21 protein-coding genes are annotated in these 23175 nt (G+C 71.8%); 6 read left to right on the plus strand and 15 right to left on the minus strand.

What is annotated here, in order from left to right; translation table 11 throughout:
• Positions 1-6: 6 nt before the first annotated feature.
• Complete coding sequence (locus OHV05_RS16230) at positions 7-462, minus strand: GatB/YqeY domain-containing protein (protein WP_405018312.1); 456 nt, start codon at positions 460-462, stop codon at positions 7-9.
• Positions 463-732: 270 nt separating this feature from the next.
• Here OHV05_RS16230 and OHV05_RS16235 point away from each other — a divergent pair, with 270 nt between their 5' ends.
• Complete coding sequence (locus tag OHV05_RS16235; protein WP_405018313.1) at positions 733-2037, plus strand: cation:proton antiporter; 1305 nt, start codon at positions 733-735, stop codon at positions 2035-2037.
• Positions 2038-2108: 71 nt separating this feature from the next.
• Here OHV05_RS16235 and glgA read toward each other — a convergent pair whose 3' ends face one another.
• Together glgA and OHV05_RS16245 are read right to left on the minus strand one after the other, a co-directional pair.
• Entirely contained in the window at positions 2109-3299 is a 1191-nt protein-coding gene (gene glgA / locus OHV05_RS16240) for a glycogen synthase (RefSeq protein WP_405018314.1), read from the minus strand.
• 34 nt (positions 3300-3333) lie between these two features.
• Entirely contained in the window at positions 3334-3510 is a 177-nt protein-coding gene (locus OHV05_RS16245) for a hypothetical protein (RefSeq protein WP_403046794.1), read from the minus strand.
• A gap of 171 nt (positions 3511-3681) precedes the next feature.
• Here OHV05_RS16245 and OHV05_RS16250 point away from each other — a divergent pair, with 171 nt between their 5' ends.
• On the plus strand, positions 3682-5034 hold the full coding sequence (locus OHV05_RS16250) for a helix-turn-helix domain-containing protein (RefSeq protein WP_403046791.1): 1353 nt from the start codon (positions 3682-3684) through the stop codon (positions 5032-5034).
• A gap of 102 nt (positions 5035-5136) precedes the next feature.
• Here the strand turns inward: OHV05_RS16250 and glgB are convergent, their stop codons facing one another.
• From glgB to OHV05_RS16310, 12 genes are all read right to left on the minus strand, one after another.
• Positions 5137-7404 (minus strand): 1,4-alpha-glucan branching protein GlgB, encoded by a 2268-nt coding sequence (gene glgB, locus OHV05_RS16255; RefSeq protein WP_405018315.1) that lies wholly within the window; start codon positions 7402-7404, stop codon positions 5137-5139.
• Between the two features lie 54 nt (positions 7405-7458).
• Complete coding sequence (locus OHV05_RS16260) at positions 7459-8973, minus strand: maltokinase N-terminal cap-like domain-containing protein (protein ID WP_405018316.1); 1515 nt, start codon at positions 8971-8973, stop codon at positions 7459-7461.
• A complete protein-coding gene (locus OHV05_RS16265; protein WP_405018317.1) occupies positions 8970-10973 on the minus strand; it encodes an alpha-1,4-glucan--maltose-1-phosphate maltosyltransferase in 2004 nt (667 codons plus the stop codon). The genes OHV05_RS16260 and OHV05_RS16265 overlap by 4 nt, the downstream gene beginning before the upstream one ends.
• Positions 10974-11030: 57 nt before the next feature.
• The gene (locus OHV05_RS16270) at positions 11031-11627 is read right to left on the minus strand and encodes a DJ-1/PfpI family protein (RefSeq protein WP_405021477.1); all 597 of its coding nucleotides are present in this window, start codon (positions 11625-11627) and stop codon (positions 11031-11033) included.
• 19 nt (positions 11628-11646) lie between these two features.
• On the minus strand, positions 11647-13317 hold the full coding sequence (locus OHV05_RS16275) for a thiamine pyrophosphate-binding protein (protein ID WP_405018318.1): 1671 nt from the start codon (positions 13315-13317) through the stop codon (positions 11647-11649).
• 95 nt (positions 13318-13412) lie between these two features.
• Positions 13413-14249 carry a type 1 glutamine amidotransferase domain-containing protein gene (locus OHV05_RS16280; protein WP_403042912.1) on the minus strand — a complete coding sequence of 279 codons (837 nt, stop codon included), beginning with the start codon at positions 14247-14249 and terminating at the stop codon, positions 13413-13415.
• A 287-nt stretch (positions 14250-14536) separates the two neighbouring features.
• A complete protein-coding gene (locus OHV05_RS16285) occupies positions 14537-15244 on the minus strand; it encodes an EthD domain-containing protein (protein ID WP_405018319.1) in 708 nt (235 codons plus the stop codon).
• A gap of 33 nt (positions 15245-15277) precedes the next feature.
• Positions 15278-15913, minus strand: coding sequence for a nuclear transport factor 2 family protein (locus OHV05_RS16290; RefSeq protein WP_405018320.1), 636 nt, complete (start codon positions 15911-15913; stop codon positions 15278-15280).
• A 53-nt stretch (positions 15914-15966) separates the two neighbouring features.
• Positions 15967-16923, minus strand: a complete 957-nt coding sequence (locus OHV05_RS16295; protein ID WP_405018321.1) for an NADP-dependent oxidoreductase — start codon at positions 16921-16923, stop codon at positions 15967-15969.
• Position 16924: 1 nt separating this feature from the next.
• Positions 16925-17665 (minus strand): TMEM175 family protein, encoded by a 741-nt coding sequence (locus tag OHV05_RS16300; RefSeq protein WP_405018322.1) that lies wholly within the window; start codon positions 17663-17665, stop codon positions 16925-16927.
• Positions 17659-18345, minus strand: coding sequence for an SDR family oxidoreductase (locus OHV05_RS16305; protein ID WP_405018323.1), 687 nt, complete (start codon positions 18343-18345; stop codon positions 17659-17661). The genes OHV05_RS16300 and OHV05_RS16305 overlap by 7 nt, the downstream gene beginning before the upstream one ends.
• A gap of 30 nt (positions 18346-18375) precedes the next feature.
• Entirely contained in the window at positions 18376-18816 is a 441-nt protein-coding gene (locus OHV05_RS16310) for a VOC family protein (RefSeq protein WP_405018324.1), read from the minus strand.
• A 164-nt stretch (positions 18817-18980) separates the two neighbouring features.
• Between OHV05_RS16310 and OHV05_RS16315 the strand changes: the two genes are divergently transcribed.
• The 4 genes from OHV05_RS16315 to OHV05_RS16330 all read left to right on the plus strand — a co-directional run bounded on the left by OHV05_RS16315 (position 18981) and on the right by OHV05_RS16330 (position 23169).
• Positions 18981-20459, plus strand: coding sequence for an MFS transporter (locus OHV05_RS16315; RefSeq protein WP_405018325.1), 1479 nt, complete (start codon positions 18981-18983; stop codon positions 20457-20459).
• Between the two features lie 124 nt (positions 20460-20583).
• On the plus strand, positions 20584-20919 hold the full coding sequence (locus tag OHV05_RS16320) for a nuclear transport factor 2 family protein (RefSeq protein ID WP_405018326.1): 336 nt from the start codon (positions 20584-20586) through the stop codon (positions 20917-20919).
• An 85-nt stretch (positions 20920-21004) separates the two neighbouring features.
• Positions 21005-21676 carry an NAD(P)H-binding protein gene (locus OHV05_RS16325; RefSeq protein WP_405018327.1) on the plus strand — a complete coding sequence of 224 codons (672 nt, stop codon included), beginning with the start codon at positions 21005-21007 and terminating at the stop codon, positions 21674-21676.
• A 47-nt stretch (positions 21677-21723) separates the two neighbouring features.
• Complete coding sequence (locus tag OHV05_RS16330) at positions 21724-23169, plus strand: ankyrin repeat domain-containing protein (RefSeq protein ID WP_405018328.1); 1446 nt, start codon at positions 21724-21726, stop codon at positions 23167-23169.
• The last annotated feature ends 6 nt before the right edge of the window (positions 23170-23175 follow it).

Genomic DNA, 23175 nt, shown 5'->3' on the forward strand with positions numbered 1-23175 from the left:
CCGCTGTTACGGCTGCAGCGCGGCCTTCACCGCGGCGGCCACCCGGCCGCCCTCGGCCAGGCCGTCCACCTTCGGCTTCACCAGCTTCATCACCGCGCCCATGCCCTGCGGGCCGGTCGCCCCGCTGGCCGCCACCGCCTCGGCGACGATCGCGGTCAGCTCCTCGTCACCGAGCTGCTTCGGCAGGTAGCGCGCCAGCAGCTCGCCCTCGGCCCGCTCCTGCGCGGCCGAGTCGGTACGGCCGGCGACGTCGAACGCCTCGGCCGCCTCCCGGCGCTTCTTCGCCTCCCGGGCGATCACCTTCAGCACCTCGTCGTCCGAGAGCGTCCGCTCCGTCTTGCCCGCCTTCTCCTCGGCGGTGACGGCGGACAGGGTGAGCCGGATGGTGGAGGAGGCGAGCTCGTCCCGGGACCTGATCGCGGCGGTGAGGTCCTCCTGCAGTTGCTGCTTGAGCGTAGTCATGCCCGAATCCTCGCAGCTGGGCCCGGCGATCGCTCACCATTTCGGCCGGCCCCGCCGCTCCGGCCCGCCCACCGACGGCTTCGCCGGGCCCTCGCCACCCGGCCCCGGCGGGCCGGCGGACCGACCTCGGAGAGTACGGCCGGCCGCTCCCCGGCACATCGACACCTGGCAATGTGACTCACTAGATTTCAAATGGTAAATCCCGCTGTCATTCACTGCGCGTTGCGTCTGCTTTGCCATGCCTTGAATCCGCAGGAAGGTTTGGATCCCGTGACCCCCACCTTGGACCTGACGACCCGTCTACTCCTGGGCCTCGCCCTCATCCTGGGGCTGAGCAGAGGGGCCGGTCGGATCGCCGTCCGGCTCGGACAGCCACCGGTGCTGGCGGAGGTGGCGACCGGGATCGCGCTCGGACCGACCCTGTTCGGCCGGCTGCTGCCTGACTGGCACCACCGGCTGTTCGGCCCCGACGCCCTGACCGTCTTCAACGGCCTGGCCCAACTCGGCGTGGCCGTCTACGCGTTCGAGATCGGCGCCACCCTCGCCCGGCCGCACCGGGACGGTCCGCAGGCACCGCCGACCCGCTCCCCGCTGCCGCTCGCCACCGTCTCGCTGCTGGTGCCCGCCGCCGCCGGGCTGCTGCTCACCCCCTGGCTGCACGGCACCGGGGCGAACGGTTCGCCGGCCGCCTTCGCGGTCTTCGTCGCCTGCGCCTTCGGCGTGACGGCCGTTCCGGTGCTGGCCCGGATCCTGCAGGACCGGGGCCTGGACGCGACCCCGGTCGGCCGACTGAGCCTGACCGCCGCCTCGATCGGCGACGGCGCCTGCTGGTGCCTGCTGGCGCTGGCCCTGTGGCTGTCCGGCCGGATCGAGCTCGGCAACCTGCTGCTGGGGCTGCTCGCGGTGGGCGGGGCGGCGTTCGCGGCCCGGCACCGGGCAGCGCGGGACCGGACGGTGCGGGACCGGACGGTGCGGGAGCCCCGTCGATCCCGGGTCGCCCGGGAGTGGGGCGTGGTGCCCCTGCTCGGCGCGATCTGCCTGGCGGCCGCGGTCTCCTCGGCGCTCGGGCTGCACGCGCTGTTCGGCGGGCTGGTGCTGGGCCTGCTGCTGCCCGCGGCCGACCCGGGGGCGGACCGCCCGGGGGCGCCGGGCGGCGCGGCCGGACTCGGCGTGGTGGCCGCGGCCCTGCTGCCGTGCTTCTTCCTCGGCACCGGCCAGCAGGTGGACCTGGGGACGAGCGTGACCGCGCCGGGCTTCGTCGGCCGGCTCCTGGTGGTGCTGCTCGTGATGACGGCGTCGAAGCTGCTGGTCTGCGCGCTGGCCGGCCGGTGGTACGGCTTCGGACGGCGCGACGCGCTGCGGCTGGGCGTCCTGATGAACACCAAGGGGCTGACCGAGATCGTGGTGCTCGCGGCCGGCCACCAGGCGGGCATCATCGGACGGGAGCTGTTCGAGTGCCTGCTGCTGGCGGCGCTGCTCACCACGCTGGCGGCCGGTCCCGCGCTGGCCCTGCTGGACCGCGCCGAGCGGAGCGGCCGGCGCGGCCGCCGACCGGAGCGGGCGGCGGTGCGCTGATCCCGTGGGTGGCCGAAGGGCGCTTCGGGGGGTGACCCGGCAGGCCGCGCCGCCGGCCACCCACGGGTGCTTCAGGCGGCCCCGGTCAGCCGGCGGTAGACCTCGACCGTCCGCTGGGCCAGCTGGTCCCAGGAGAACTCCTGCACGGCCAGCTCCCGGCCGGCCTGACCGTACTTGGCCGCCAGCTCCGGATCGTCGAGCAACAGGTTGACCGCGAGCGCGAGTTCGAGGGCCAGCAGCTCCGGGTCCACCGGCTCACCGGTGCCGTCGGGGCGCTGCTCGTACTCCACCAGCAGGCCGGTCCGCCCGTGCTCGACGACCTCGGGGATGCCACCGACCTCGGTCGCCACCACGGCGGTGCCGCAGGCCATCGCCTCCAGGTTCACGATGCCCATCGGCTCGTAGAGCGACGGGCAGACGAACACCGTGGCGCGGGTGAGCAGTTGACGCACGCTCACCGCGTCCAGCATCCCGTCGATCCGGAACACCCCGCTGCGGCGGCGGCTCAGCTCGTCCACCAGGTCGGACACCTCGGCGGCGATCTCCGGGGTGTCCGGCCGCCCGCAGCAGAGCACCAGCTGTGCCTCCGGGCGGAGTTCGAAGGCCGCCCGGAGCAGGTGCGGCAGACCCTTCTGCCGGGTCACCCGGCCGACGAAGAGGACGATCGGGCGGTCCGGGTCGATGCCGAAGCGGTCCAGCACCGCCGTGCCGTGGTCCGGTCGGTAGACCTCGGTGTCGATACCGTTGTGGATCACGTGCACCCGGTCCGGCGCGATCTCGGGGTACACCTCGAGGATGTCGTCGCGCATCGCCCCGGAGACCGCGATCAGCGCGTCGGCGGCCGAGGCGGCGGACCGCTCCATCCAGCTGGACAGGGCGTACCCGCCGCCGAGCTGCTCTGCCTTCCAGGGGCGGAGCGGCTCCAGGCTGTGCATGGTCATCACGTGCGGGACGCCGTACAGCCGCCCGGCCACGTGCCCGGCGGTGTTGGCGTACCAGGTGTGACTGTGCACCAGGTCGGTGCCGGCACAGCCGGCCGCGATCCGCGGCCCGGCCCCGAGGAAGCCCAGGGCGGCGTTGCCCTCGGCGAGGTCCGCGGGGAGCGGGTAGGCCGTGGTCCCGGCCTCGGACCGCGGCTCGCCGAAGCAGTGCACCCGGACGTCGATCAGCCGGCGCAGGGCCCGGGTCAGCTCGGCGGCATGGACGCCGGCCCCGCCGTAGACGTCCGGCGGGTACTCCCTGGTCACGAGGTCGACGCGCATCTCACTCCTTCTTCTGCCGTGGGGCCGGACCGACTCAGCAGCACTCGGGCGGGCCGGGGGTGACAGTCGGCGACGGCGAGCCGAGGACGGCCTCGGGGCCGTTGACCACCGTGGGCGCCGAGGCGGCGGACGAAGTGGCGAACGAGGTGGCCAGCAGGGCGCTCACGGCCAGGACCGCGCCGGTGAAGAGCAGGGCGATGGACTTCGGCATGGTGGTGTCATCTCTAGGAGGTGGGGTGATTGACAAGGAGAGTCAATCGAAATTGACTCACTCTGTCAATCATCAAGTTGCGGTGTAGCAAGACTCACGCGTCGACACCTTGGCCAGCCGGGGCACTTCCTGTAAAACAGGAAGTCAAACGGAACCGTTGACCGGAGAGACATGGAGCAACCACAGAGCAGTACGAGTGGGATCGGGCAGAGACTCCGTGAGCTGCGCCAGAAGAAGGGGCTGAACCAGCAGGACCTTGCCTCCGCCGACATCTCGGTCAGCTACGTGTCCCTGATCGAGACCGGCAAACGGGCACCCTCCGACGCCGTGCTGAAGGCGCTGGCCGAACGGGTCGGGTGTTCGGTCGAGTACCTGCGCACAGGGCGTGACGACGCGCGGGTCCACGAGCTGGAACTCAAGATCGCCTTCGGGGACATGGCGATGCGGAACGGCGCCAACGGCGAAGCCCTGCAGTCGTACAGCGAGGCGCTCGCCGCCGCGCCGTTCCTCAGCGACCAGATGATCCACCGGGCCCGGCTCGGCCAGGCCATGGCCTTCGAGAAGCTGGGTCAGCTCGAAGCCGCCATCCAACTGTTGACCTCACTGTTCGACAGCCCGGACGTGGTGCCCGGATCGGCCGAGTGGACCCAGCTGGCGGTGGCACTGTGCCGCTGCTACCGGGACTCCGGCGACCAGATGCTGAGCGTGGAGATCGGCGAACGCGCCATGCGGACCCTGGACGGGCTCGGCCTGAGCGTCACCGACGACCACATCCAGCTCGGGGCCACCCTGATCAGCTGCTACCGCAGCCGGGGCGACCTCACCCAGGCGAAGCTGATCGCCAGCCGGCTGATCCCGGCCGCCGAGCAGACCGGGTCGCGGGTGGCCCGGGGCTCGGTCTACTGGAACGCGGCCGTGGTCGCGACCTCCCAGGGCCGGATCAGGGAGGCCCTGACCCTCACCGAACGCGCGTTGGCGATGATGGCCGAGAGCGACAACGTGCGCCACCAGGCGCTGCTGAAGGGCTCCTACGGCTACCTGCTGCTCAGCATGCCCGACGCCGACCTGGACCGGACCAAGGAGCTGCTGGAGGAGTCCCAGCAGGCCCTGCTGGACGTCGGCAGCGCGATGGAACAGGCCAGGAACGAGGTCAGCCTCGCCCGGCTCGCGGTACGCCTCGGGCACCCCACGGACGCGCTGTCGCACGCCAGTCGGGCCCTCGGGCTGCTGCGCAACGACGCCCACTGGGAGGCCGCCGAGGCCCGGGTGATCCTCGCCCACGCGCAGTACATGAGCGGCGAGCCGGACAGCGCCAGGGCCACCCTGCGCGCCGTGGAGCGACAGCTGAGCCAGGTCCCGGTCAGCCGGGACCACGCGACGGTGTGGCGTCACGTCGGGGACCTCTGGAAGGAGATCGGCGACGCCCAGGAGGCGATGAGCGCCTACGAGAACGCCCTCGCCGAGGTCGGTCTGCTGGCACTGCCGAGCCGCCCGGCCTCCACGGTCACCTCGCAGCGCGGCTGACCACCGGACAGGGCCGGGACCGCTCCGAGGTCGGAGCGGTCCCGGCCCTGTCCGGTCCCGGACCCTGACATCGGTGAATGTCAGGGCCCGGCCGGTCGGGCGTCACGCGTGCCGCGCCGCCACGGGCTCCTCGGGTGCCGGGGTGCGGTCCTGCGGGACCAGCCAGACGGTCGCCAGTGGCGGCACGACCAGTTCCAGGCTGCTGTCCCAGCCCTTCCAGGGGACCGCCTCGGCGGTGACCACCGCCGCCTCCCCGGCCGCACCCGACCCGCCGTACCCGGGGGCGTCGGTGTCCAGCACGGTGCGCCAGTCACCGCCCTGCGGCAGCCCGACCCGGTAGGCCGGCCTGGGGACGGGCGAGAAGTTGCTGATGCTGACCAGCTGCCGGCCGGTGCCGTCCCGACGGACGAAGGCGTAGACGTTCTCCTCCGCCGCCGTGACGTCCAGCCACTCGAACCCGGCCGGGTCGGTGTCCAGCCGCCAGAGCTCCGGGCGTTCCCGGTAGGTGCGGTTGAGGTCCCGGACCAGGTGCTGCACGCCGCGGTGGTCGGCGGCAGCCGGCCAGTCCTCCGCCAGCAGCCACCACTGCAGGCCCGCGTCGTGGTCCCACTCCACCCCCTGGACGAACTCCTGTCCCATGAAGAGCAGTTGCTTACCGGGGTGGGCCCACATGAAGCCCAGGTAGGCCCGCACCGTGGCACGCTGCTGCCACCAGTCGCCGGGCATCTTGGCGACCAGCGAGCCCTTGCCGTGCACCACCTCGTCGTGCGAGATGGGCAGCACGTAGTTCTCCGAGTACGCGTACGTCATCGCGAAGGTGAGCTCGTCGTGGTGGTACCGGCGGTGCACCGCCTCCCGCCCGAGGTACTGGAGCGAGTCGTGCATCCAGCCCATGTTCCACTTCAGGCCGAAGCCCAGGCCGCCGGTGTCGGTCGGCCGGGTGACGCCCGCCCAGGCGGTGGACTCCTCGGCGATGGTGACCACGCCGGGGCAGCGCCGGTAGACGGTGGCGTTCATCTCCTGCAGGAACCGCACCGCGTCGAAGTTCTGGTGCCCGCCCTCCGCGTTCGGCACCCACTGGCCGGGCTCGCGGGAGTAGTCGAGGTAGAGCATCGAGGCGACGGCGTCGACCCGCAGGCCGTCGATGTGGAACTCCTCGCACCAGTAGACGGCGTTGGCGACCAGGAAGTTGCGGACCTCGGTGCGGCCGTAGTCGAACTCCAGCGTCCCCCAGTCCGGGTGCTCGGCCCGCAGCGGGTCGGCCGGCTCGTACAGCGGCTCACCGTCGAACCGGGCCAGCGCGAAGTCGTCCTTCGGGAAGTGCGCCGGCACCCAGTCCACGATCACCCCGATACCGTGCCGGTGCAGGGTGTCCACCAGGAACCGGAAGTCGTCCGGGCTGCCCAGCCGCGCCGTCGGCGCGTAGAAACCCGACACCTGGTACCCCCAGGAACCCCCGAACGGATGCTCCATCACCGGCATGAACTCCACATGCGTGAAGTTCAACTCCTGGAGATACGCCGGGAGTTCGTCCGCCAGTTGACGATAGGTCAACCCGGGCCGCCAGGACGGCAGGTGGAGCTCGTAGACCGACATCGGCGCCTCGTGCGGGGCCGTCGCGGCCCGGCGGGCCAGCCAGTCGGCGTCCTCCCACTCGTACGTCGACTCGGTGACCACCGAGGCGGTGCCCGGCGGGCACTCGGCCTCGCGGGCCAGCGGGTCGGCCTTCTCCAGGACCCGGCCGTCGCCGGTCCGCACCTCGTACTTGTACCGGGTGCCCGCGCCGACCCAGGGGACGAAGAGCTCCCAGACGCCGGAGGAGCCGAGCGAGCGCATCGGGTGACCGGTGCCGTCCCAGTGGTTGAAGTCCCCGATCAACCGCACCCCCGCCGCGTTCGGCGCCCACACCGCGAACGCCGTCCCCGGAATCCCCTCCACCGTCCGCAGATGCGAACCCAACGCCCGCCACAACTGCTCGTGCCGACCCTCCGCGATCAGATGCAGATCCAACTCACCCAACGTCGGCGGCAACCGGTACCCGTCCTGCTGGACGTACTCCACCCCCGCGTAACTGACCCGCAGTTGGTAGGCCGGGACCTCGTCGACACCGGGCAGCAGACCGGTGAACAGGCCGTCCCGGTCCGGGACCAGCCGGGTCTCACCCGCCCCGGTCTCCACCACCACCTGGTCCGCCCCGGAGCGCAGGGCGCGGACCACCAGCCCTTCAGGGGTGAGGTGCGCGCCGAGCAGGCCGTGCGGGTCGTGGTGCTCACCGGACAGCAGCCGGTCGTGCTCCTCCGTCGGCAGCGGCGCCGGTACGAGCGCCCCGGAGCGGGCGGTGGTCGTCCGGGTGGTCGGCGGGACTGTCACGGATCGGTCCTTTTCGTGGAGACGGGAAGGGAAGGGGCGCGCGGACGGCCGGGCTCAGCGGCCGGAGACCAGCCGCTGGATCGCGGCCAGCGGGATGGGCAGCCAGTCCGGGCGGTGCCGGGCTTCGTAGACGGCCTCGTAGACCGCCTTGTCCGCCTCGAAGGCGCGCAGCGCGACCGGGTGGCAGTGCGGGTCCATACCGCCCGCGGCTGCGTAACCGGCCGTGAACGCACGGCGGTTGCGCACCGCCCAGGCGTAGGCCCGGCGGCTCTGCCGCAGCCGGACCGCGGAGGGTTCGCCCTCGGGCGGGGCCGCGCCCTGCTCCTCCCGGCGCACTACCTCGGCCAGCGCCTGTTGGGCCGCGTAGTCGAACGAGCGGAGCATCCCGGCGACGTCCCGCAGGGCGGGTTGCGGCAGTCCGCGTTCGGCGGCCGGGCGGGCCGGTTCGCCCTCGAAGTCGATGATCTTCCAGCCGTCCACGCCGCGCAGCACCTGGCCGAGGTGCAGGTCGCCGTGGATCCGCTGGCCGTGCTCACCCCCGCCGCGCAGCGCCACCTTGGCGTAGTCGTCGTACAGGGTGGCGATCCGGCCCGCGTAGGGCTCCAGGTCGGGCACCAGCCGCACCGCCGCCTTGAGCCGACGCTCCATCCCGCCCGCCTGGTCCAGGACTTCGGCCGATTCCATCCTGGCCCGCCCGAACGCCTTGGTCAGCGCGGTGTGGAGCTCGGCCACGGCCTCGCCGAGCGCGCGCGCGTCGGTGGTGAAGCCGCCGATCGCGGGCACCACCCGGCAGTTGCCGACCAGGCAGTCGGCGGCCTGCTCGACGGCCAGCTCCCAACCGTTGCCCTCGGCGGGCAGGAACTCGGTGAGGACACCGAGCACCGTCTCCTCCGCGCCGGCCCCGGCGGTGCCCAGCCAGCCGACCAGTCCGCTGGTCCGGGGGGACCCGACCTCGGTGAGGCCGCGCAGGGTCTCCACCTCCGGGTGCGACCCCGGCTCCGGGCTGCGCAGCAGCTTGAACATCAGCCGGTCGCCGTAGACCACCGAGGTGTTGCTCTGCTCCACCGAGAGTGCCCGCGGCACCAGCCCTGACAGGTCCAACGGGCCGTCCGAAAGCCAGAGTTGGAGACCTTCCGCGCGCCCGGCCGCCGACCGTTCCAGCAGTCGGGACATCAGCTCCGGATCCTCGGTCGCCTCGTAGAGGTACCGGCCGTCCCACTCACCGCCGGTGGCGATGCCGATCCGGGCCGCCGCCAATCCGGCGGGCAGCGAGCGGCGGATGCCGATCAGCAGTTGGTAGCGCCGGACCGGGGCACCGGAGCCGGAGTGCCGGGCCGTCAGCAGCAGGTGGAGCAGCACCGGCGCGTCGGGGTCGGCGGGATCACCGGCCAGCACGCTGCTGCCGAGCGGTTCGAGCGCCTGCAGGCAGCCCCGCTCGTGCGCGAACCAGCGCCGGTTCACCAGCCACGGGACGAGCGCGGGCAGCAGCGGGCGCACCAGCTCGTCCGCCTGGCGGGTGGGCCGCCGGACGACGGCGGCACAGGAGTCACAGACGACTGCGGTGGTCATACGGGCGCCCCCCGGTCCAGCGTGAGCAGGTGCGCGGGGGCCACCGCGGGGTCGAGCCGGACGTAGTTACGAGTGCCCCAGTGGTACACCACACCGGTCAACTCGTCCCGTACGGGCACCTGTTGGCCGAGCGTCAGACCGAGCGCGGCCAGGTCCAGGGTGACGGTGGCCTCGTGCGCGTGCCGTGGGTCGAGGTTGACCACCACCAGGAAGACGTCCGCTCCGCTCCGTTTCGAGTAGGCGAGGACGTGGTCGTTGTCGGTGGGGTGGAAGGTGAGGTCGCGGAGCTGCTGGAGGGCGGGGTGGCGGCGGCGGAGCTGGTTGAGGGTGGTGACGAGGGCGGTGAGGGGGGTGGGGGTGGTCCAGTCGCGGGGGCGGAGTTCGTACTTCTCGGAGTGGGCGTACTCCTCGGTGCCGGGGCGGGTGGGTTGGTTCTCGGCGTGTTCGTAGCCGGCGTAGATGCCCCAGGTGGGAGCGAGGGTGGCGGCGAGCACGGCGCGGGTGGCGAAGGCGGCGGGGCCGGCGTCGGCGAGGTGGCGGGGGAGGATGTCGGGGGTGTTGGCGAAGAAGTTGGGCCGCATGTAAGCGGCGGCGTCACCGGTGAGTTCGGTGAGGTACTCGGTGAGCTCGGTCTTGGTGTCGCGCCAGGTGAAGTAGGTGTAGGACTGGTGGAAGCCGACCTTGCCGAGGGTGTGCATCATGGCGGGGCGGGTGAAGGCTTCGGCGAGGAAGAGCACGTCGGGGTCGGTGCGGGCGATGTCGCCGAGGACCTTCTCCCAGAACACCACCGGCTTGGTGTGGGGGTTGTCGACGCGGAAGATCCGCACGCCGTGGTTCATCCAGTGCCGCAGCACCCGGAGGGTCTCTTTCACCAGGCCGTCGAAGTCCTGGTCGAAGTTGACGGGGTAGATGTCCTGGTACTTCTTGGGCGGGTTCTCGGCGTAGGCGATGGTGCCGTCGGGGCGGTGGCTGAACCATTCGGGGTGCTTGTTGACCCAGGGGTGGTCGGGGGAGCACTGGAGGGCGAAGTCGAGGGCGATCTCGATGCCGAGGGCGGTGGCTTCGGCGACGAAGTGGTCGAAGTCCTCGATGGTGCCCAGGTCCGGGTGGACGGCGTCGTGGCCGCCCTCGGGGGAGCCGATCGCCCAGGGAGAGCCGACGTCGTGCCGGCCGGCCGTCAGCGAGTTGTCGGGGCCTTTGCGGAAGGCGCGGCCGATCGGGTGGATCGGGGGCAGGTAGAGCACGTCGAAGCCCATCGCGGCGACCGCGGGCAGGCGTTCGGCGGCGGTGCGGAAGGTGCCGGAGACCGGCGGCAGGTTGCCGTCCGGATCGATCACCGCACCCTCGGACCGCGGGAAGAACTCGTACCACGACCCGAACAACGCCCGTTCCCGATGGACCGTCAGCTCCAGCGGCTCGGCGGTGGAGAGCAGTTCCCGGAGCGGATGGTCGGCCAACCGGGCGGTGACCACCGGGTCGTGGGCCGCCGCCAGCCGTCGGACGGCCGGCAGGTCCGGGTCGAGCAGGGCGGCGGAGGCGGCCAGCACGGCGGTCCGGCCCGCTCCCCTGGGCCCGGCCAGGGCCGCCCGGCGCAGCAGCTCCGCGCCCTCCTCCAGGGTGACCTCGACGTCCTGACCGGCCGGGATCTTGATGTCGGCGCGGTGCAACCAACTGCTGACCGGGTCGCTCCAGGCTTCCACGGTGTACGTCCAGCGGCCGGGCGCGGTGGGCGTGACGTACGCGCCCCAGCGGTCGGTGCCCGGCGCCAGCTCCCGCATCGGCGTCCACGGGCCGCGCCGCCCGCGCGGACCGCGCAGCACCACGTTGGCGCCGAGCGCCTCGTGGCCCTCCCGGAACACCGTGGCGCTGACCAGGAAGCGTTCACCGGTCACCGCCCGGGCCGGGCGGCCGCCCCCGTCCACCGCCGGCGCGACGTCCAGCACGGGTATCCGGCCGATGGGGGTGGGCCGGCCGGGCGCCCCTGCCTTGATGGTGCTCATCTCGCCGATGTCCTCTCATGGTTGGGCGGTCATGGTCGGGCGGTCACCCGCCGCCGGTCAGACCACGTCTCCGAGCCGGCGCCTGGTCCGGGCGGTGAGCTGGTCGATGATGGTGCGGGCGAAGACGTGGCAGTGGTTCCCGGTCCGGGCGGTGACCAGGTCCTCGTCGACGACGACGTCCTGGTCCACGTAGACGCCGCCCATGTTGCGCAGGTCGCCGAGCAGGTTGTTGTGCACGACCGCCCGGCGGCCCTCGATCACCGACGGGATCGGCGCGGCCAGCCACATGCCGTGGCAGATGATGCCCTTGACGATCGCGGGGTCCGCGAAGGCCCGGCGCAGGAAGGACACCGCCGGGGGAAGAGCCTGCACGTCCTCGGTGTACCTGAGCCGGTCGGCGACGATGCCGGAGGGCACGATGACGGCGGCGAACTCCCGGAGCCCGTACTCGTCCAGGTCCTCGAAGGACTCGGTCACCTCGAACGGCATCCGGTGCTCGTGCCCCCGGAAGACCAGCCGGTCGTTGCCCCAGAGCCGGGTCAGGAAGTGCACCTCGGCCCCCTCCTCGGCGAACCGGCGCTGGTAGTAGAGGATTTCGGGCTCGTAGAAGTCGCTCTCCATCAGGACCGCGATCTTCTGTCCGGTCAGCCGCACGGTGGCCCCGCCCTCCCGGTCAGTCACGGCCGATCACCAGGTCGATCAGGAACGGCCCCGGGTGCGCCAGCGCCCGGGCGATCGCCGGGGCGACCTCCTCCGGCTTCTCCACCCGCACCGCCGGGACGCCGAGCGACTCGGAGAGCGCGGCGAAGTCGATCTCGGGCCGGGAGAGGTCGAACAGGTCGGGGAAGTCGTGGTGCGCGATGTCCTGGCTGCGCCAGTACTGCTCGATGTTGTCGTCGAGCAGCTTGTAGCGGCCGTTGTTGCAGATCACGAACTTGGCCGCGATGTCGTACCGGGCCGCCGTCCAGAGGCCCTGGATGGTGTACATGCTGCCGCCGTCACCGGTGAAGCCGACCACGGTCCGCTCGGGGTGGGCGAGCTTGGCGCCGATCGCCCCGGGGATGCCGACCCCGAGCGAGCCGCCCCGGGTCTGGTGCCAGTGGCCGGGCTGGTTCGGCGGGTTGTACCGGAAGAGGCCGGGCGAGGAGGTCAGCGCCTCGTCGAACAGCACGGCGTCGGACGGGAGTTGACGGGACAGCTCGCGGCCGAAGTACGCGGCGGTGAGCGGGCCGCCGTCGTCCGCCGCCAGGTCGTGGGCGACCGCTTCGGCGTACGCGGCGGCCTTCCGGTCGGCGAACCGCTGGATCCGGCCGGCCACCGCCTCCCGCTGCTCGGCGGACTGACGCCGCGTCAGCGCGTCGGCCAGCCTGCCCAGGGAGAGCTTGGGGTCGGCCACCAGCCCCAGGTCGACCGGGAAGTTCTTGGCGATCGCCCCGCTGTCCAGGTCGATGTGGACCACCGGAGCGCCTTCGGCGAAGACGCCGCCGAGCAGCGGGTAGACCTCAGGCAGGGCGTAGGTGCCGACGATCAGCACCGCATCGGCCGCCGCGGTCACCCGGCTGCTGTTCTCGCCGAACATGTGACCCAACTGGCCCTGGTAGAGCGGGTGGTCGGCCGGCAGGTTGACCTCGGCCCAGTCCGCTCCCCAGACCTCGGCGCCCCACGCCTCGGCGAACCGGGCGAGCTCCGCCTGGGCTCCGGCGAAGTGCACCCCGTCCCCCGCGATGATCAGCGGCCGCTCGGCGTCCGCGAGCAGCGTGGCGGCCAGACCGACCGTCTCGTCGTCCGGGGCCACGGCGGTGTGCAGGTAGGAGGTGGGCACGGCCGGCTCGCTGGTCGGCAGGTCCAGCACGTCGGCGGGCAGCACCACCAGCACCGGTCCGTACGGCGGGGTGGCGGCGACCTTGAAGGCCCGGCGCAGCACCCGCAGGGTGGACTCCGGATCGACCACCCTGGTGGCCCACTTGGTGACCGGCTTGGCCATCCCGACCAGGTCGGCGGCCATCTGGGCGTCCATGCTGTCGTAGGCCAGACCGGACTCCCCCACCACCACGACCAGCGGCGCGTGGCCCCGCATCGCCTGGTAGAGCATGCCGATCCCGTTGCCCAGCCCGACCCCGGAGTGCAGTTGCAGCAGGGTGGGGGTCCGGGTGGCCCGGGCGTAGCCGTCGGCGATGCCGACCACCACGGCCTCCTGGAGGGCGAGCACGTACTCGATCTCGGGGAAGCCCCGCAGCTCGTCCAGGAAGCCCTGCTCCACGGTGCCGGGATTGCCGAACATGTACTTCACGCCGTCGGCTTTGAACTGCTCGAGCATCGCCACCCGGGCGGGCCTGCTGGCCATGGCTTGCGTACCTCTCGATCGGTGGACTGTACGGAGGGGCCGGGCACGGGCGGCCGGCCGGTGTGCGCCGAGGCGCGGCCGCCCGTCGCCGCGGGTCAGGCCTTGAAGCCCCACTGGCGCAGGCCCTGCTCCAGCACCTCGACGACCTTCTGGCCGGTGAGGTAGGAGTCGGGGGTCGAACGCCCGGTGATGAACGGGTAGTCGACGATCACCGAGGTCTCCTTGCCGAAGTTGCCGTGGTAGGCACCGTTCGGAGCGGTGGCGTCGCGCAGGATGTACTCCAGCGGGTACGGCGGCGGGCCGATCACGAAGTCGGTACCCATGAAGCCGGTGCCGTCCTTGTAGTCGTACTCGATGCAGTGCCCGGTGACGTGCTTGTTCCGGAGGATGCTGACCCGGTCGTCCTGCTCGCGGGCGAAGGCCAGCGCGGCCACGCCGTAGCACTCGGCGGCGATCGGCAGACCGAGGTTGTAGAAGGCCAGCACCAGGTCGTGCACCCGCCAGTTGTTGGCCAGGTCGACGATCGGACCACTGCCGCCGACGATCAGCAGCGCGTCGTACCGGTCGGCGATCTGCTCCTGGACGTGCTCGCGGCGGTGGTTGTAGCCCTCCCACGCGCGCAGGAAGTCGTTGCGGCTACGGTACGGCCGGTCCGGCAGCCAGGACGACAGGTCGAGCGGGTTGTCCAGCCGGTCCGAGCCGTCGAAGGCACGGACCTTCTCCGCCATGTCGGTGCTGGTCACCGAGCGGCCGAGCGGCGGGTCGATGTACTCCGGGTCGTAGCTCGGCGGCAGGGCCACCGCGCGCTTGCCGGTCGGGGTCGCGAAGGTGATCTCGTAGCCGGCCTTGTCGAAGGTCTCCAGCGGGCCGATCAGCTCCTCTCCCCAATAGCCGTACTCGGAGAGGACGATGAGAATGCGCTTCTTCGCCATGGGCGATGGTCTCCTTCGGATGGAGGTGCGATGGGGGTCGGCGGCCGGCCGGGAAGGGGAAGCTGTCCGGCCGGCGCCGACCGCCCCGCAGCTGTCGCCACTGCGACTGCCGCAGGCGTGGGCCCGGTGGGGGCGGCCGGTACGGCCACCCGTGCGCGTCCCGGGAGGGGGCTCCGGAGCGGTGCTCCACGGGCCCTGGTCCTGTCTATCAAGTGCCCGGCACCGGACGTCGTCCCGGTGCGGGGGCCACTGGCGCCGCGTCAGGTCAGCGGTCGCACTTCGCCAGGTCAGCGAGGATCGGGACCGATGATCCAGGACTCGGTGGCGGCCAGCGAGAACACGTACTTCGGGTCGACCAGGCCCTCCTGAGCCGCCTTCAGCTCGGCGAACCACGGCGAGGAGAGGGCCGCCCGCAGCGACTGCTCGTCGTCGAACCAGAGCTGCTCGACGCTGTCGAAGCTCGCCTCGCCGAACACGTAGTAGCCGTCCCGGGTGTGGGCGTGCAGGTAACGGCGCAGGCCGGGGGCCTCGGCGACCACCCCGGCGTAGGCGCCGAGGGTCCGCTCGCGGTAGTCGGCCAGCTCGACCCCGGGCGCCCGCTTGAGCAGGACGGTGAGCTTCACCCGGCCCGGGTTCTGCTCGTCCAGGGCGGGGCCCGGGACGATCTCGTACGCGGTGGTGTCGATCACCATGCTCTGCCAGAAGGCGGCCCAGTTGGGCTCGTCGAGCCGGGCGCCCTGGAGGAACTCCTCGGTCTGCAGCGAGGCGAGCTGCTCCTCCTCGTTCTCCAGCCAGATCTCGGCGATGCCCTGGTGCGGCAGGGCCGGCGAGCCGAGGTCGGCGTCGAACGGTATCCGGCTGTCGATCAGGTACTTCCGGATCTGCGGGATCCGCCCGGCGAACTTCACCGCGTGGACGTTCACCCAGTAGTCCTGGAACTCGAGCGCGGTCATGCCGGGCTTCGGTGCGGCCAGGATGAACTGATGGATCATCATGTCTCCTTGGTAACGGGTGGAGCGGGGGTGGCGTCAGCGCCAGAACGCGTCGCTGCCGGTGGCGCCGTCGCCGAAGAAGGCCTCCTGGCCGGAGACGACCTTGCCGTTCTCCCAGTGCAGCAACTGGACGACGTCCGCCGCGAGGGCGCAGGAGCACTCCGCGTCGGAGCGGATGGCCGACTCCCGGCAGAGGTAGGCGGTGAGGTGACCGTCGATCATGATCTGCTCCTCCTCCGACCGGAAGGAGCCGCCGGACAGCTCCCGGCGGGCCGCCACGTACTTGAGGAAGGCTTCGAGCCCCTGGTAGCGGCCGGACAGCGCGTTGCTGCCGGGGACGGACCAGGTGAGGTCCTTGTCCCAGTACTGCACGATGGTGGCGAGGTCACCGCTGTCGAGGGCCGCGTAGGCGTCCTTGACCCGGCGCGGGGTGACCTTGACCGCGAGCTCCTGCTCGGAGCTGACGATGCCGCCACGCATCATCTCCTCGGTCAGCAGGTTGCCGCCGACCGAGGTGGCGCCGGGCTTCATGTCGTCCACCGTGACGTAGACGAAGGGCCTGGCCACCTCGCCCATGACCGCGACCAGCGCGTCGGTCATCTCGGTGGTGATCTGCGCCTTCTCCGCCATGCTGGCGAAGCCTTCGATGAGACTGACCCTGATGATGGGCATGGATGGTTCCTCATTCCTGACGGGATGTGCGCTCCTCCGGGAGCGGGCGGCGGTCAGACGACCTGCAGGACGACCTTGCCCCTGGCCTGGCCGGTCTCGATCAACTCATGGGCCTTGTCGGCACGTTCGAGCGGCAGCACGTCGCCGATCACCGGGCGCAGGGCGCCCGCGTCGATCAGCGCGGTGATGTCCTCGAGGTCCTTCCGGTCGCCCTCGACGGTCAGCGACACGGCGCGCAGCCCGCGCCGGGCGGCCTCGGCGACCGTCTCGGGGTCCGGCGGCACCGGGAGCGACACCAGCACGCCGCCGGTCCGCATCACCTTCAGCGAGCGCAGCCCGTTCTCCCCGGCCACCGTGTCGACCACGACGTCGATGTCGTGCGCGAGTTCCTCGAAGCGCACCTTGGTGTAGTCGTACGCCTCGTCGATGCCCAGGCTCTTCACCAGCTCCAGCTGCTGGGTGCCGGCCGTGCCGCAGACGTAGGCCCCCCGGGCGCGGGCGATCTGCACCGCGAGGTGGCCCAGGCCGCCGGCCGCGCCGTGCACCAGGACCCGGGTGCCCGGGCCGGTCCGGCCGACGCTGACCAGGCTCTGCCAGGCGGTCAGCGCGACCAGCGGCACACCGGCCGCCTCCACATGGGTCAGCGCGGCCGGCTTGAAGGCCAGCTGACGGGAGTCGACCGTCACGTACTCCGCGTAAGTGCCGCCGATCCGGGGGAAGTTGACCATCCCGTACACCTCGTCGCCCGGCACGAACCGGGTGACGCCCGAGCCGACCGACTCGACCACGCCGGAGACGTCCCAGCCGATGGTGATCGGAAGTTCACCCTGGGACGGCGAAATGCCGCTGCCCGCACGGGTCTTGCAGTCGACCGGGTTGACGCCGGCCGCGTGCACCCGGACCAGCACCTCGGTCCAGAGCGGCTCGGGGCGCGGGACACCCTCGTCGAGCCGCAACACCTCGGGGCCGCCGAAACTGTGCTGGCGGACGGCGCGCATGGTCTCCGGCATGTCAGGACTCCTTGTTCGCGATGGTGGTGAACGCGCCCGGCCCGGGCGGCCCGACGGGCCGCGGTGCCTCGGCGGACTGCGCCACCTCGGCGGGCTTCGGGCTGACGTCGATGAAGTAGGACAGCAGCAGGACGACGTAGAAGCAGATGCTGACCGTCGCGCTGACCCACGAGAGCAGCACCGCGACCAGGTAGAGGAACGGCCCGACCCCGAACCTGGCCCGGATCCGCCGGGCCTGGGTCGGGGAGATGTGCTCCCCCAGGTGCTGGTGGCTGCGCGAGGCGTAGATCCAGATGGCGTTGAAGAAGACCCCGCCCAGGATCAGCACGATGCCGTAGAACGCCGCCGCGACCTTCTCGCCCTCGCCCTCGGTGACCGCGTCCGCCAGGACCGCGGTCGGGAACGGCAGGAAGGAGACCGAGAGCAGCAGCAGCAGGTTCAGGATCATCAGGGTGCGGTTGATCCTGATGATGTAGTGGAACATCAGGTGGTGGTTGAGCCAGATCATCCCGATCAGCAGGAAGGTGATCGAGTACGCCAGGTAGGACGGCCACAGGTGCGCCAGCGCCAGCCCGAGGCCGTCCCGGAAGGTCGCCGGGTCCGGTACGTGGATCTCCAGGATCAGCAGCGTGATGGCGATCGCGAACACGCCGTCGCTGAAAGCCTCCAGGCGTGCGGTGGACATCACCGGGGCGGCGAGGATGCTCTCGTCGTCCTCCGGTGGAACGGTCTCCATCACCATGCGATCACTCTCCGGTCCTGGAAGAACTTGCCGGTCGGTCCGTGCTCGGTCAGCGTGGCCAACCACACGGCGGTGTCGGCTCCCTGATCCGGCGTCAGCGGCGCCCCGCGACCGCCCATGTCGGTGCGCACCCAGCCGGGGCACATGGCGTTGACCTTGACGTGGTCCGGCACGGAGTTCGCGACCACCAGCGTCAGCGCGTTCAGGGCCGCCTTGGCGATGCCGTAGGCCGGCGGGTTGGGTCCGCCCCGGGTCAACTGGCCGCCGGTGGACGAGACGTTGACGACCCGTCCGTACCCGCGTTCGACCATCCCCGGCACGAAGGCCTGGCAGGTGCGGAACGCGCCGAGCAGGTTGACCTGGAGCGAATCGGCCAGGACCTGCTCGGAGACCGCGAAGAACGGCTCGGTCGGGTAGATCCCGGCGTTGTTGACCAGGACGTCGACCACGGTCCCGGCCTCGGCCAGCCGGTCGGCACAGGCCCGGACGCTGTCCGGGTCCGCGACGTCCAACTGCTCTGCCCGGACCGGGCCTTTGATGCCCGCGGCCGCCCGGCGCCCTCGTTCGAGGTCGCGCGAGCCGAGGACCACGTCCAGCCCGGAGTCCGCGAGCAGGCGGCAGACCGCCAGCCCGATCCCCCGGTTGGCTCCGGTGACGAGTGCGGTGTGCGATGACGACACCAGTGCCTCCCTTCTCCAGGACCCGAGGGGTCAGCGCCCGCCGGTGACCTGGACGAACTCGAGCAGGTTGTCCTCCAGGTCCCGGACGAAGGCCACGCTGATGCCCAGCGGGGCGACCTCGACCGGTCCGACCGTGACGGGGACGGCGCGCAGCTCCAGCAGGGCCAGCACCGCGGTCAGGTCGTCGACGTAGAAGGCGACGTGGCTGGGCCCCTGGACGTAGCCGTGCTCGGGCGGGTCGGCCCGCCGCAGCCCGGCCGAACCGGCCCGCTCGGCCAGTTCCAGGCGCAGCCCGTCGGCGCCGAGGAACGCGACCCGTTCGCCGCGCTCGGGCATGTCCAGCCGGCTGACCAGCTCCAGCCCGAGCACCCGCCGGTACCAGTCGACGGCGCGGTCGATGTCGGCCACCACCAGACAGCTCGACACTCCCGTGACGTGCTGGGTGACCCGACTCGCCTGGACGGTGGTCATAGATCCTCCGTGGTGCGTCCGATGCTTCCAGTGACAGCCGCAGCCTAGGTGATTGACTGTGCGATTGACAAGAATTGACTGAGGGAGTTTTCTGTTGGAGCGCAGATTTTCCCGGCGCCTCCCCCGTCCCCACCGACCGACACTTCCGAGGAGTCAGACACGTCATGACGACCATCGCTCGCTCATCGACCGACGCGGGGGAAATCTCCGCGCGCAGGAAGCAGCTCTCCCTGCTGATCCTGTGCGGCGCCGTCTTCCTGGACGCGCTCGACATCTCCCTGCTCGGCGTCTCGCTGCCGAGCATCAAGACCGGCCTCGGCCTGTCGGACGGGGCCCTGCAGTGGCTGGTCTCCGGCTACACCGTGGGCTACGGCGGCTTCCTGCTGCTCGGCGGCCGGGTCGCGGACGTCTGGGGTCGGCGGCGCACGTTCATCGCCGCGACGGTGCTGTTCATCATCGCCAGCCTGCTGGGCGGGATCCTGACCTCCGGCGCGCTGCTGATCGCCACCCGGGTGCTCAAGGGCCTGGCGGCCGGCTTCACCGCGCCCGCCGCGATGTCGCTGATCACCACCACCTTCCGGGAGGGCGAGGAGCGCAACCGCGCGCTCGGCGTCTTCGCGATGACCGGGGCCGGCGGCTACAGCTTCGGCCTGGTGCTCTCCGGCGTGCTGACCGAGATCGACTGGCGCCTGGTGTTCTTCGCACCCGGCGCGATCGCGATCGCGGTCCTGCTCGCCGCCCCGCTGATCAAGGCCGACGCCCCGCGCAGCACCGGCGGGCCGCGGCAGAGCTTCGACCTGGGCGGCGCGATCACCGCGACGCTGGGCATCATGGCGCTGGTCTACGGCCTGGTGCAGGCGCCGGCCTGGGGCTGGGCCTCGGTCGAGACCATCGGCGTGCTGGCCGGCGCGGTGCTGCTGCTGATCGCCTTCGTGGTCATCGAGGGCCGGCACAGCTCGCCGCTGGTGCCGCTGTCGCTGTTCCGTTCCCGCTCCCTGAGCAGCGCCAACCTGGTCAGCGTGGTGTGGGCCGGCTCCACCATCGGCTGGCAGTTCATCGCCACCCTGTACCTCCAGGAGGCGCTGCACTGGAGCGCCCTGAAGACCGCCTTCGCGTTCCTGCCGCTGGGCATCGTCATCGTCGGCGTGGCCAAGTTCGCGGCGGGTCCGCTGGTCAGCCGCTGGGGCATCCGCGCGGTCGTCACGATCGGCATGCTGATCCAGGCCACGGGCGTCCTGCTCTACCTGGGCGTCGGCACCGACAGCAGCTACGCGCTGGCCATCCTGCCGGGCATCATCCTGCACGGCATCGGCAACGGCCTGGTCTACCCGACCGTCAACATCGCCGGCGTGAGCGGCGTCGCGGACGAGCGCCAGGGCGTCGCGGCGGGCGTGATCACCGCCTCGTACCAGGTCGGCGCCGGCGTCGGTGTCGCGGTGCTGGCCGCCGTGCTGACCGCCACCGCCGGTGGCGGCGCGGGCGACGTGAGCAGCTACCGGTGGGCCTTCCTGGTCGCCGGCCTGTTCTCGCTGACCGGTCTGGCGATCGGCTTCCAGGGCCTGCGGCAGCCGCGCCCGGCGGCGGCCGCACCGGCCGCGACCGGCGCGGGCGCCGAGCGCGCCAAGGTCACCGCCGAGCACTGAGCGCACCACCTCCTGGCGGCCGCTCCGCCCCCCACGATCGGGCGGCCGCCAGGGCTGCATTTACATATTGATTGACAAATAATGACAAAGTTGATTGACTATGCTCCGAGCCGAGAGGGCACCCATGGCGCACCAGGACGAGCTCAGTACGGTCCGCGCGTTCGTCGCGGCCGCGAACCGGGGCGACCTGGCCGGCCTCACGGCGGCGCTCGCCCCCGACGTCCGGATCGACATGGCCGGAGCGGTCCAGCACGGCCGCGACCAGGTGCTCCGCTCGTTCTTCGTGCCCTGGGTGGTCCGGGTCTCCGGGCAGTACCGGGAGACCGGGATCGCCCACGGCGAGGACGGGCCGACGGTCTTCTACCGGTTCGAGACCCCCACCGGGCTGGTCGAGGACCTCGCCTACACCTACCGCGTCCGGGCCGGTGCGGTCGTGGAGATCGTCGGCCGGTTCGCGTGACCCCCGGCGGGCCGGCATCGGACCGGCCCGCCCCCGTGACATCCACCGGAGCCAGCGGCCCGGTGACACGTCGAAGGAGAAGTCTGTGGACAACCCGGTAGCGGTGATCGGTGGCGCCGGCTCGGTCGGACGCCTGGTGGTGGCCGGCCTGGTGAGCCGCGGCGAGCAGGTCCGGGTGGTGAGCCGACGGGCCCGCCCGGGCGGCTCGGTGGCGGCCTTCCGGGCCGACGTCCGGGACCGGGAGTCGCTCGGCGCCCCGCTGGCCGGCTGCTCCGCCGTGGTCGTCAGCGTGGAGCCCGGCACCTCCGACAGCGGGCCCAACAGCCCGAAGGCGACCATGTACGACGGCGTGCTCAACGTGCTGGACGCCGCCACCGCCGGCGGCGAGAAGCCGCACATCGTGCTGGTCAGCCAGATCTACGTGACCCGCAGCAACCACCCGATCAACTCCACCGGGCGGATGCTCGACTGGCGGCTGGCCGGCGAGGACGCCGTCCGCTCCTCGGGCCTGCCCTACACGGTGGTCCGCCCCAGCTGGCTGACCGGCGGCGGCACCGGCGGCGTCCGGCTGGAGCAGGGCGACACCGGGGACGGCCAGATCTCCCGTCAGGCCGTCGCCGACGCCTGCGTGCAGGCGCTCTACCTACCGTCCGCCCGCTCGCTGACCTTCGAGATGTACGGCGCGCCCGGCAGCGCCCCGGCCGACTGGGACGACCTGTTCCAGGCCCTGGCGCCGGACTCCGCGACCGCCCGCTGACGCCGGTTCAGCTCATCCACCGACTCGTCTGATTGGAACCGTTCCCGATGGACAGCACCCGTACGCACGAGGTCATCTCCCAGTGGTTCGACGCACTCGGCCGGGGAGACCTGGACACCGTCATCGCCACCCTGGCCGAGGACATCGAGTTCGAACTGCCGATGGACACCTGGAACCGGGTGATCCCCTACCTGGGCAAGCACATCGGCCCGGCGGCGGTCGCGGTGGCCTTCGGCATCCGCGCGGAGACCACCGAAGTGCTCGAGTACGAGGTCAGGGACCTGCGGGCGGAGGGCGACACCGCCTTCGCCGTGGTGTACACCAAGGGCCGGCACACCCGGACCCTGCAGGAGTTCGAGATCGAGGACGCCCACCGCTTCGTGGTCGGCGAGGACGGCACCATCGTCCGCTGGAAGGTCTACTTCGACCCGAACGGCGAGGTCGCGGCGTTCACGGCGGACCGTCAGGAGCGGCTCGTCCAGGCCGTCCGCGCCGGTGACGCCGAGACCGCGGGCCACCTGATCGAGGCCGAGCGGGCCGACGTTAACCGGACCGACCCCGACAGCGGCCTGACCCCGCTGCTGATCGCGGCCGGCCGGGGCGACGAGGCACTGGTCCGGCTGCTGCTGGCGGCCGGTGCCGACCCCCGGACGGCGGACGCCCGGGCCGGGGCCACCGCGCTGCACAAGGCGTGCCAGAGCGGCAGCGTGCCGGTGGCCCGACTGCTGGTCGAGGCCGGGGCGTTCGTCGACGCGGTGGTCCCCACCACCGGGCACACCCCGCTGATGGACGCGCTCTGGTTCAAGTACCCGGACCTGGTGGAGTACCTGCTGGAGCAGGGCGCCGGGCTGGAGCTGTACACCCACTACGGCTTCTCGCTGCGCCAGCACTTCGAGTACGAGCTCAACGTCAACACCCGGGGCAAGGATCTGCTGCTGCGGGCCGAGCAGCTGCTGGCGGACCGCCGCAGCCAGGACGCCGAGCGCGTCGCCGAACAGCAGCTGATGGCCGCCGTGGTGGCCGACGACGTCGAGCAGGTCCGGGCGCTGCTGGCGGCCGGTGCCGAGGTCGACACCCGGGCCCCCCGGCTGAACGGCTTCAACGACGGCCACACCCCGCTGCACGTCGCCACCCGGGACGGCCACCGGGAGATCGCCCGGCTGCTGCTGGCCGCCGGGGCGGACGTGAACGCGGTGGAGCCGTGCTTCGGCGCGGTCCCGCTGCACAAGGCGGTCTACAACGGCCACGCCCCGATCACCGCCGACCTGGTCCGCCAGGACGGCATCGACCTGGACTTCCAGGGCGCGACGAACGGCTACACCCCGCTGCACGACGCGCTCTGGCACGGCTGGGAGGAGTGCGCCGCCATCCTCGTCGAGGCCGGCGCCCGCACCGATCTGACCGGCCACGACGGCAAGACCCCGTACGACCTGGCGGCCGAAGTCCTCGGCGCCGAGCATGAACTGACGGTCCGTCTGAACCCGGCGGCCTGATCCCGT

The organism is Kitasatospora sp. NBC_00070, from assembly GCF_045041205.1.
GTDB lineage: Bacteria > Actinomycetota > Actinomycetes > Streptomycetales > Streptomycetaceae > Kitasatospora.

Excerpts from the sequence above, each read along its gene's own strand:
- OHV05_RS16230 (WP_405018312.1), bottom strand. The coding sequence starts at position 462 with ATGACTACGCTCAAGCAGCAACTGCAGGAGGACCTCACCGCCGCGATC.
- glgA (WP_405018314.1), bottom strand. The coding sequence starts at position 3,299 with ATGCGCGTCGACCTCGTGACCAGGGAGTACCCGCCGGACGTCTACGGC.
- OHV05_RS16245 (WP_403046794.1), bottom strand. The coding sequence starts at position 3,510 with ATGCCGAAGTCCATCGCCCTGCTCTTCACCGGCGCGGTCCTGGCCGTG.
- OHV05_RS16250 (WP_403046791.1), top strand. The coding sequence starts at position 3,682 with ATGGAGCAACCACAGAGCAGTACGAGTGGGATCGGGCAGAGACTCCGT.
- OHV05_RS16260 (WP_405018316.1), bottom strand. The coding sequence starts at position 8,973 with ATGACCACCGCAGTCGTCTGTGACTCCTGTGCCGCCGTCGTCCGGCGG.
- OHV05_RS16265 (WP_405018317.1), bottom strand. The coding sequence starts at position 10,973 with ATGAGCACCATCAAGGCAGGGGCGCCCGGCCGGCCCACCCCCATCGGC.
- OHV05_RS16275 (WP_405018318.1), bottom strand. The coding sequence starts at position 13,317 with ATGGCCAGCAGGCCCGCCCGGGTGGCGATGCTCGAGCAGTTCAAAGCC.
- OHV05_RS16280 (WP_403042912.1), bottom strand. The coding sequence starts at position 14,249 with ATGGCGAAGAAGCGCATTCTCATCGTCCTCTCCGAGTACGGCTATTGG.
- OHV05_RS16285 (WP_405018319.1), bottom strand. The coding sequence starts at position 15,244 with ATGATGATCCATCAGTTCATCCTGGCCGCACCGAAGCCCGGCATGACC.
- OHV05_RS16290 (WP_405018320.1), bottom strand. The coding sequence starts at position 15,913 with ATGCCCATCATCAGGGTCAGTCTCATCGAAGGCTTCGCCAGCATGGCG.
- OHV05_RS16295 (WP_405018321.1), bottom strand. The coding sequence starts at position 16,923 with ATGCCGGAGACCATGCGCGCCGTCCGCCAGCACAGTTTCGGCGGCCCC.
- OHV05_RS16300 (WP_405018322.1), bottom strand. The coding sequence starts at position 17,665 with ATGGTGATGGAGACCGTTCCACCGGAGGACGACGAGAGCATCCTCGCC.
- OHV05_RS16310 (WP_405018324.1), bottom strand. The coding sequence starts at position 18,816 with ATGACCACCGTCCAGGCGAGTCGGGTCACCCAGCACGTCACGGGAGTG.
- OHV05_RS16315 (WP_405018325.1), top strand. The coding sequence starts at position 18,981 with ATGACGACCATCGCTCGCTCATCGACCGACGCGGGGGAAATCTCCGCG.
- OHV05_RS16320 (WP_405018326.1), top strand. The coding sequence starts at position 20,584 with ATGGCGCACCAGGACGAGCTCAGTACGGTCCGCGCGTTCGTCGCGGCC.
- OHV05_RS16330 (WP_405018328.1), top strand. The coding sequence starts at position 21,724 with ATGGACAGCACCCGTACGCACGAGGTCATCTCCCAGTGGTTCGACGCA.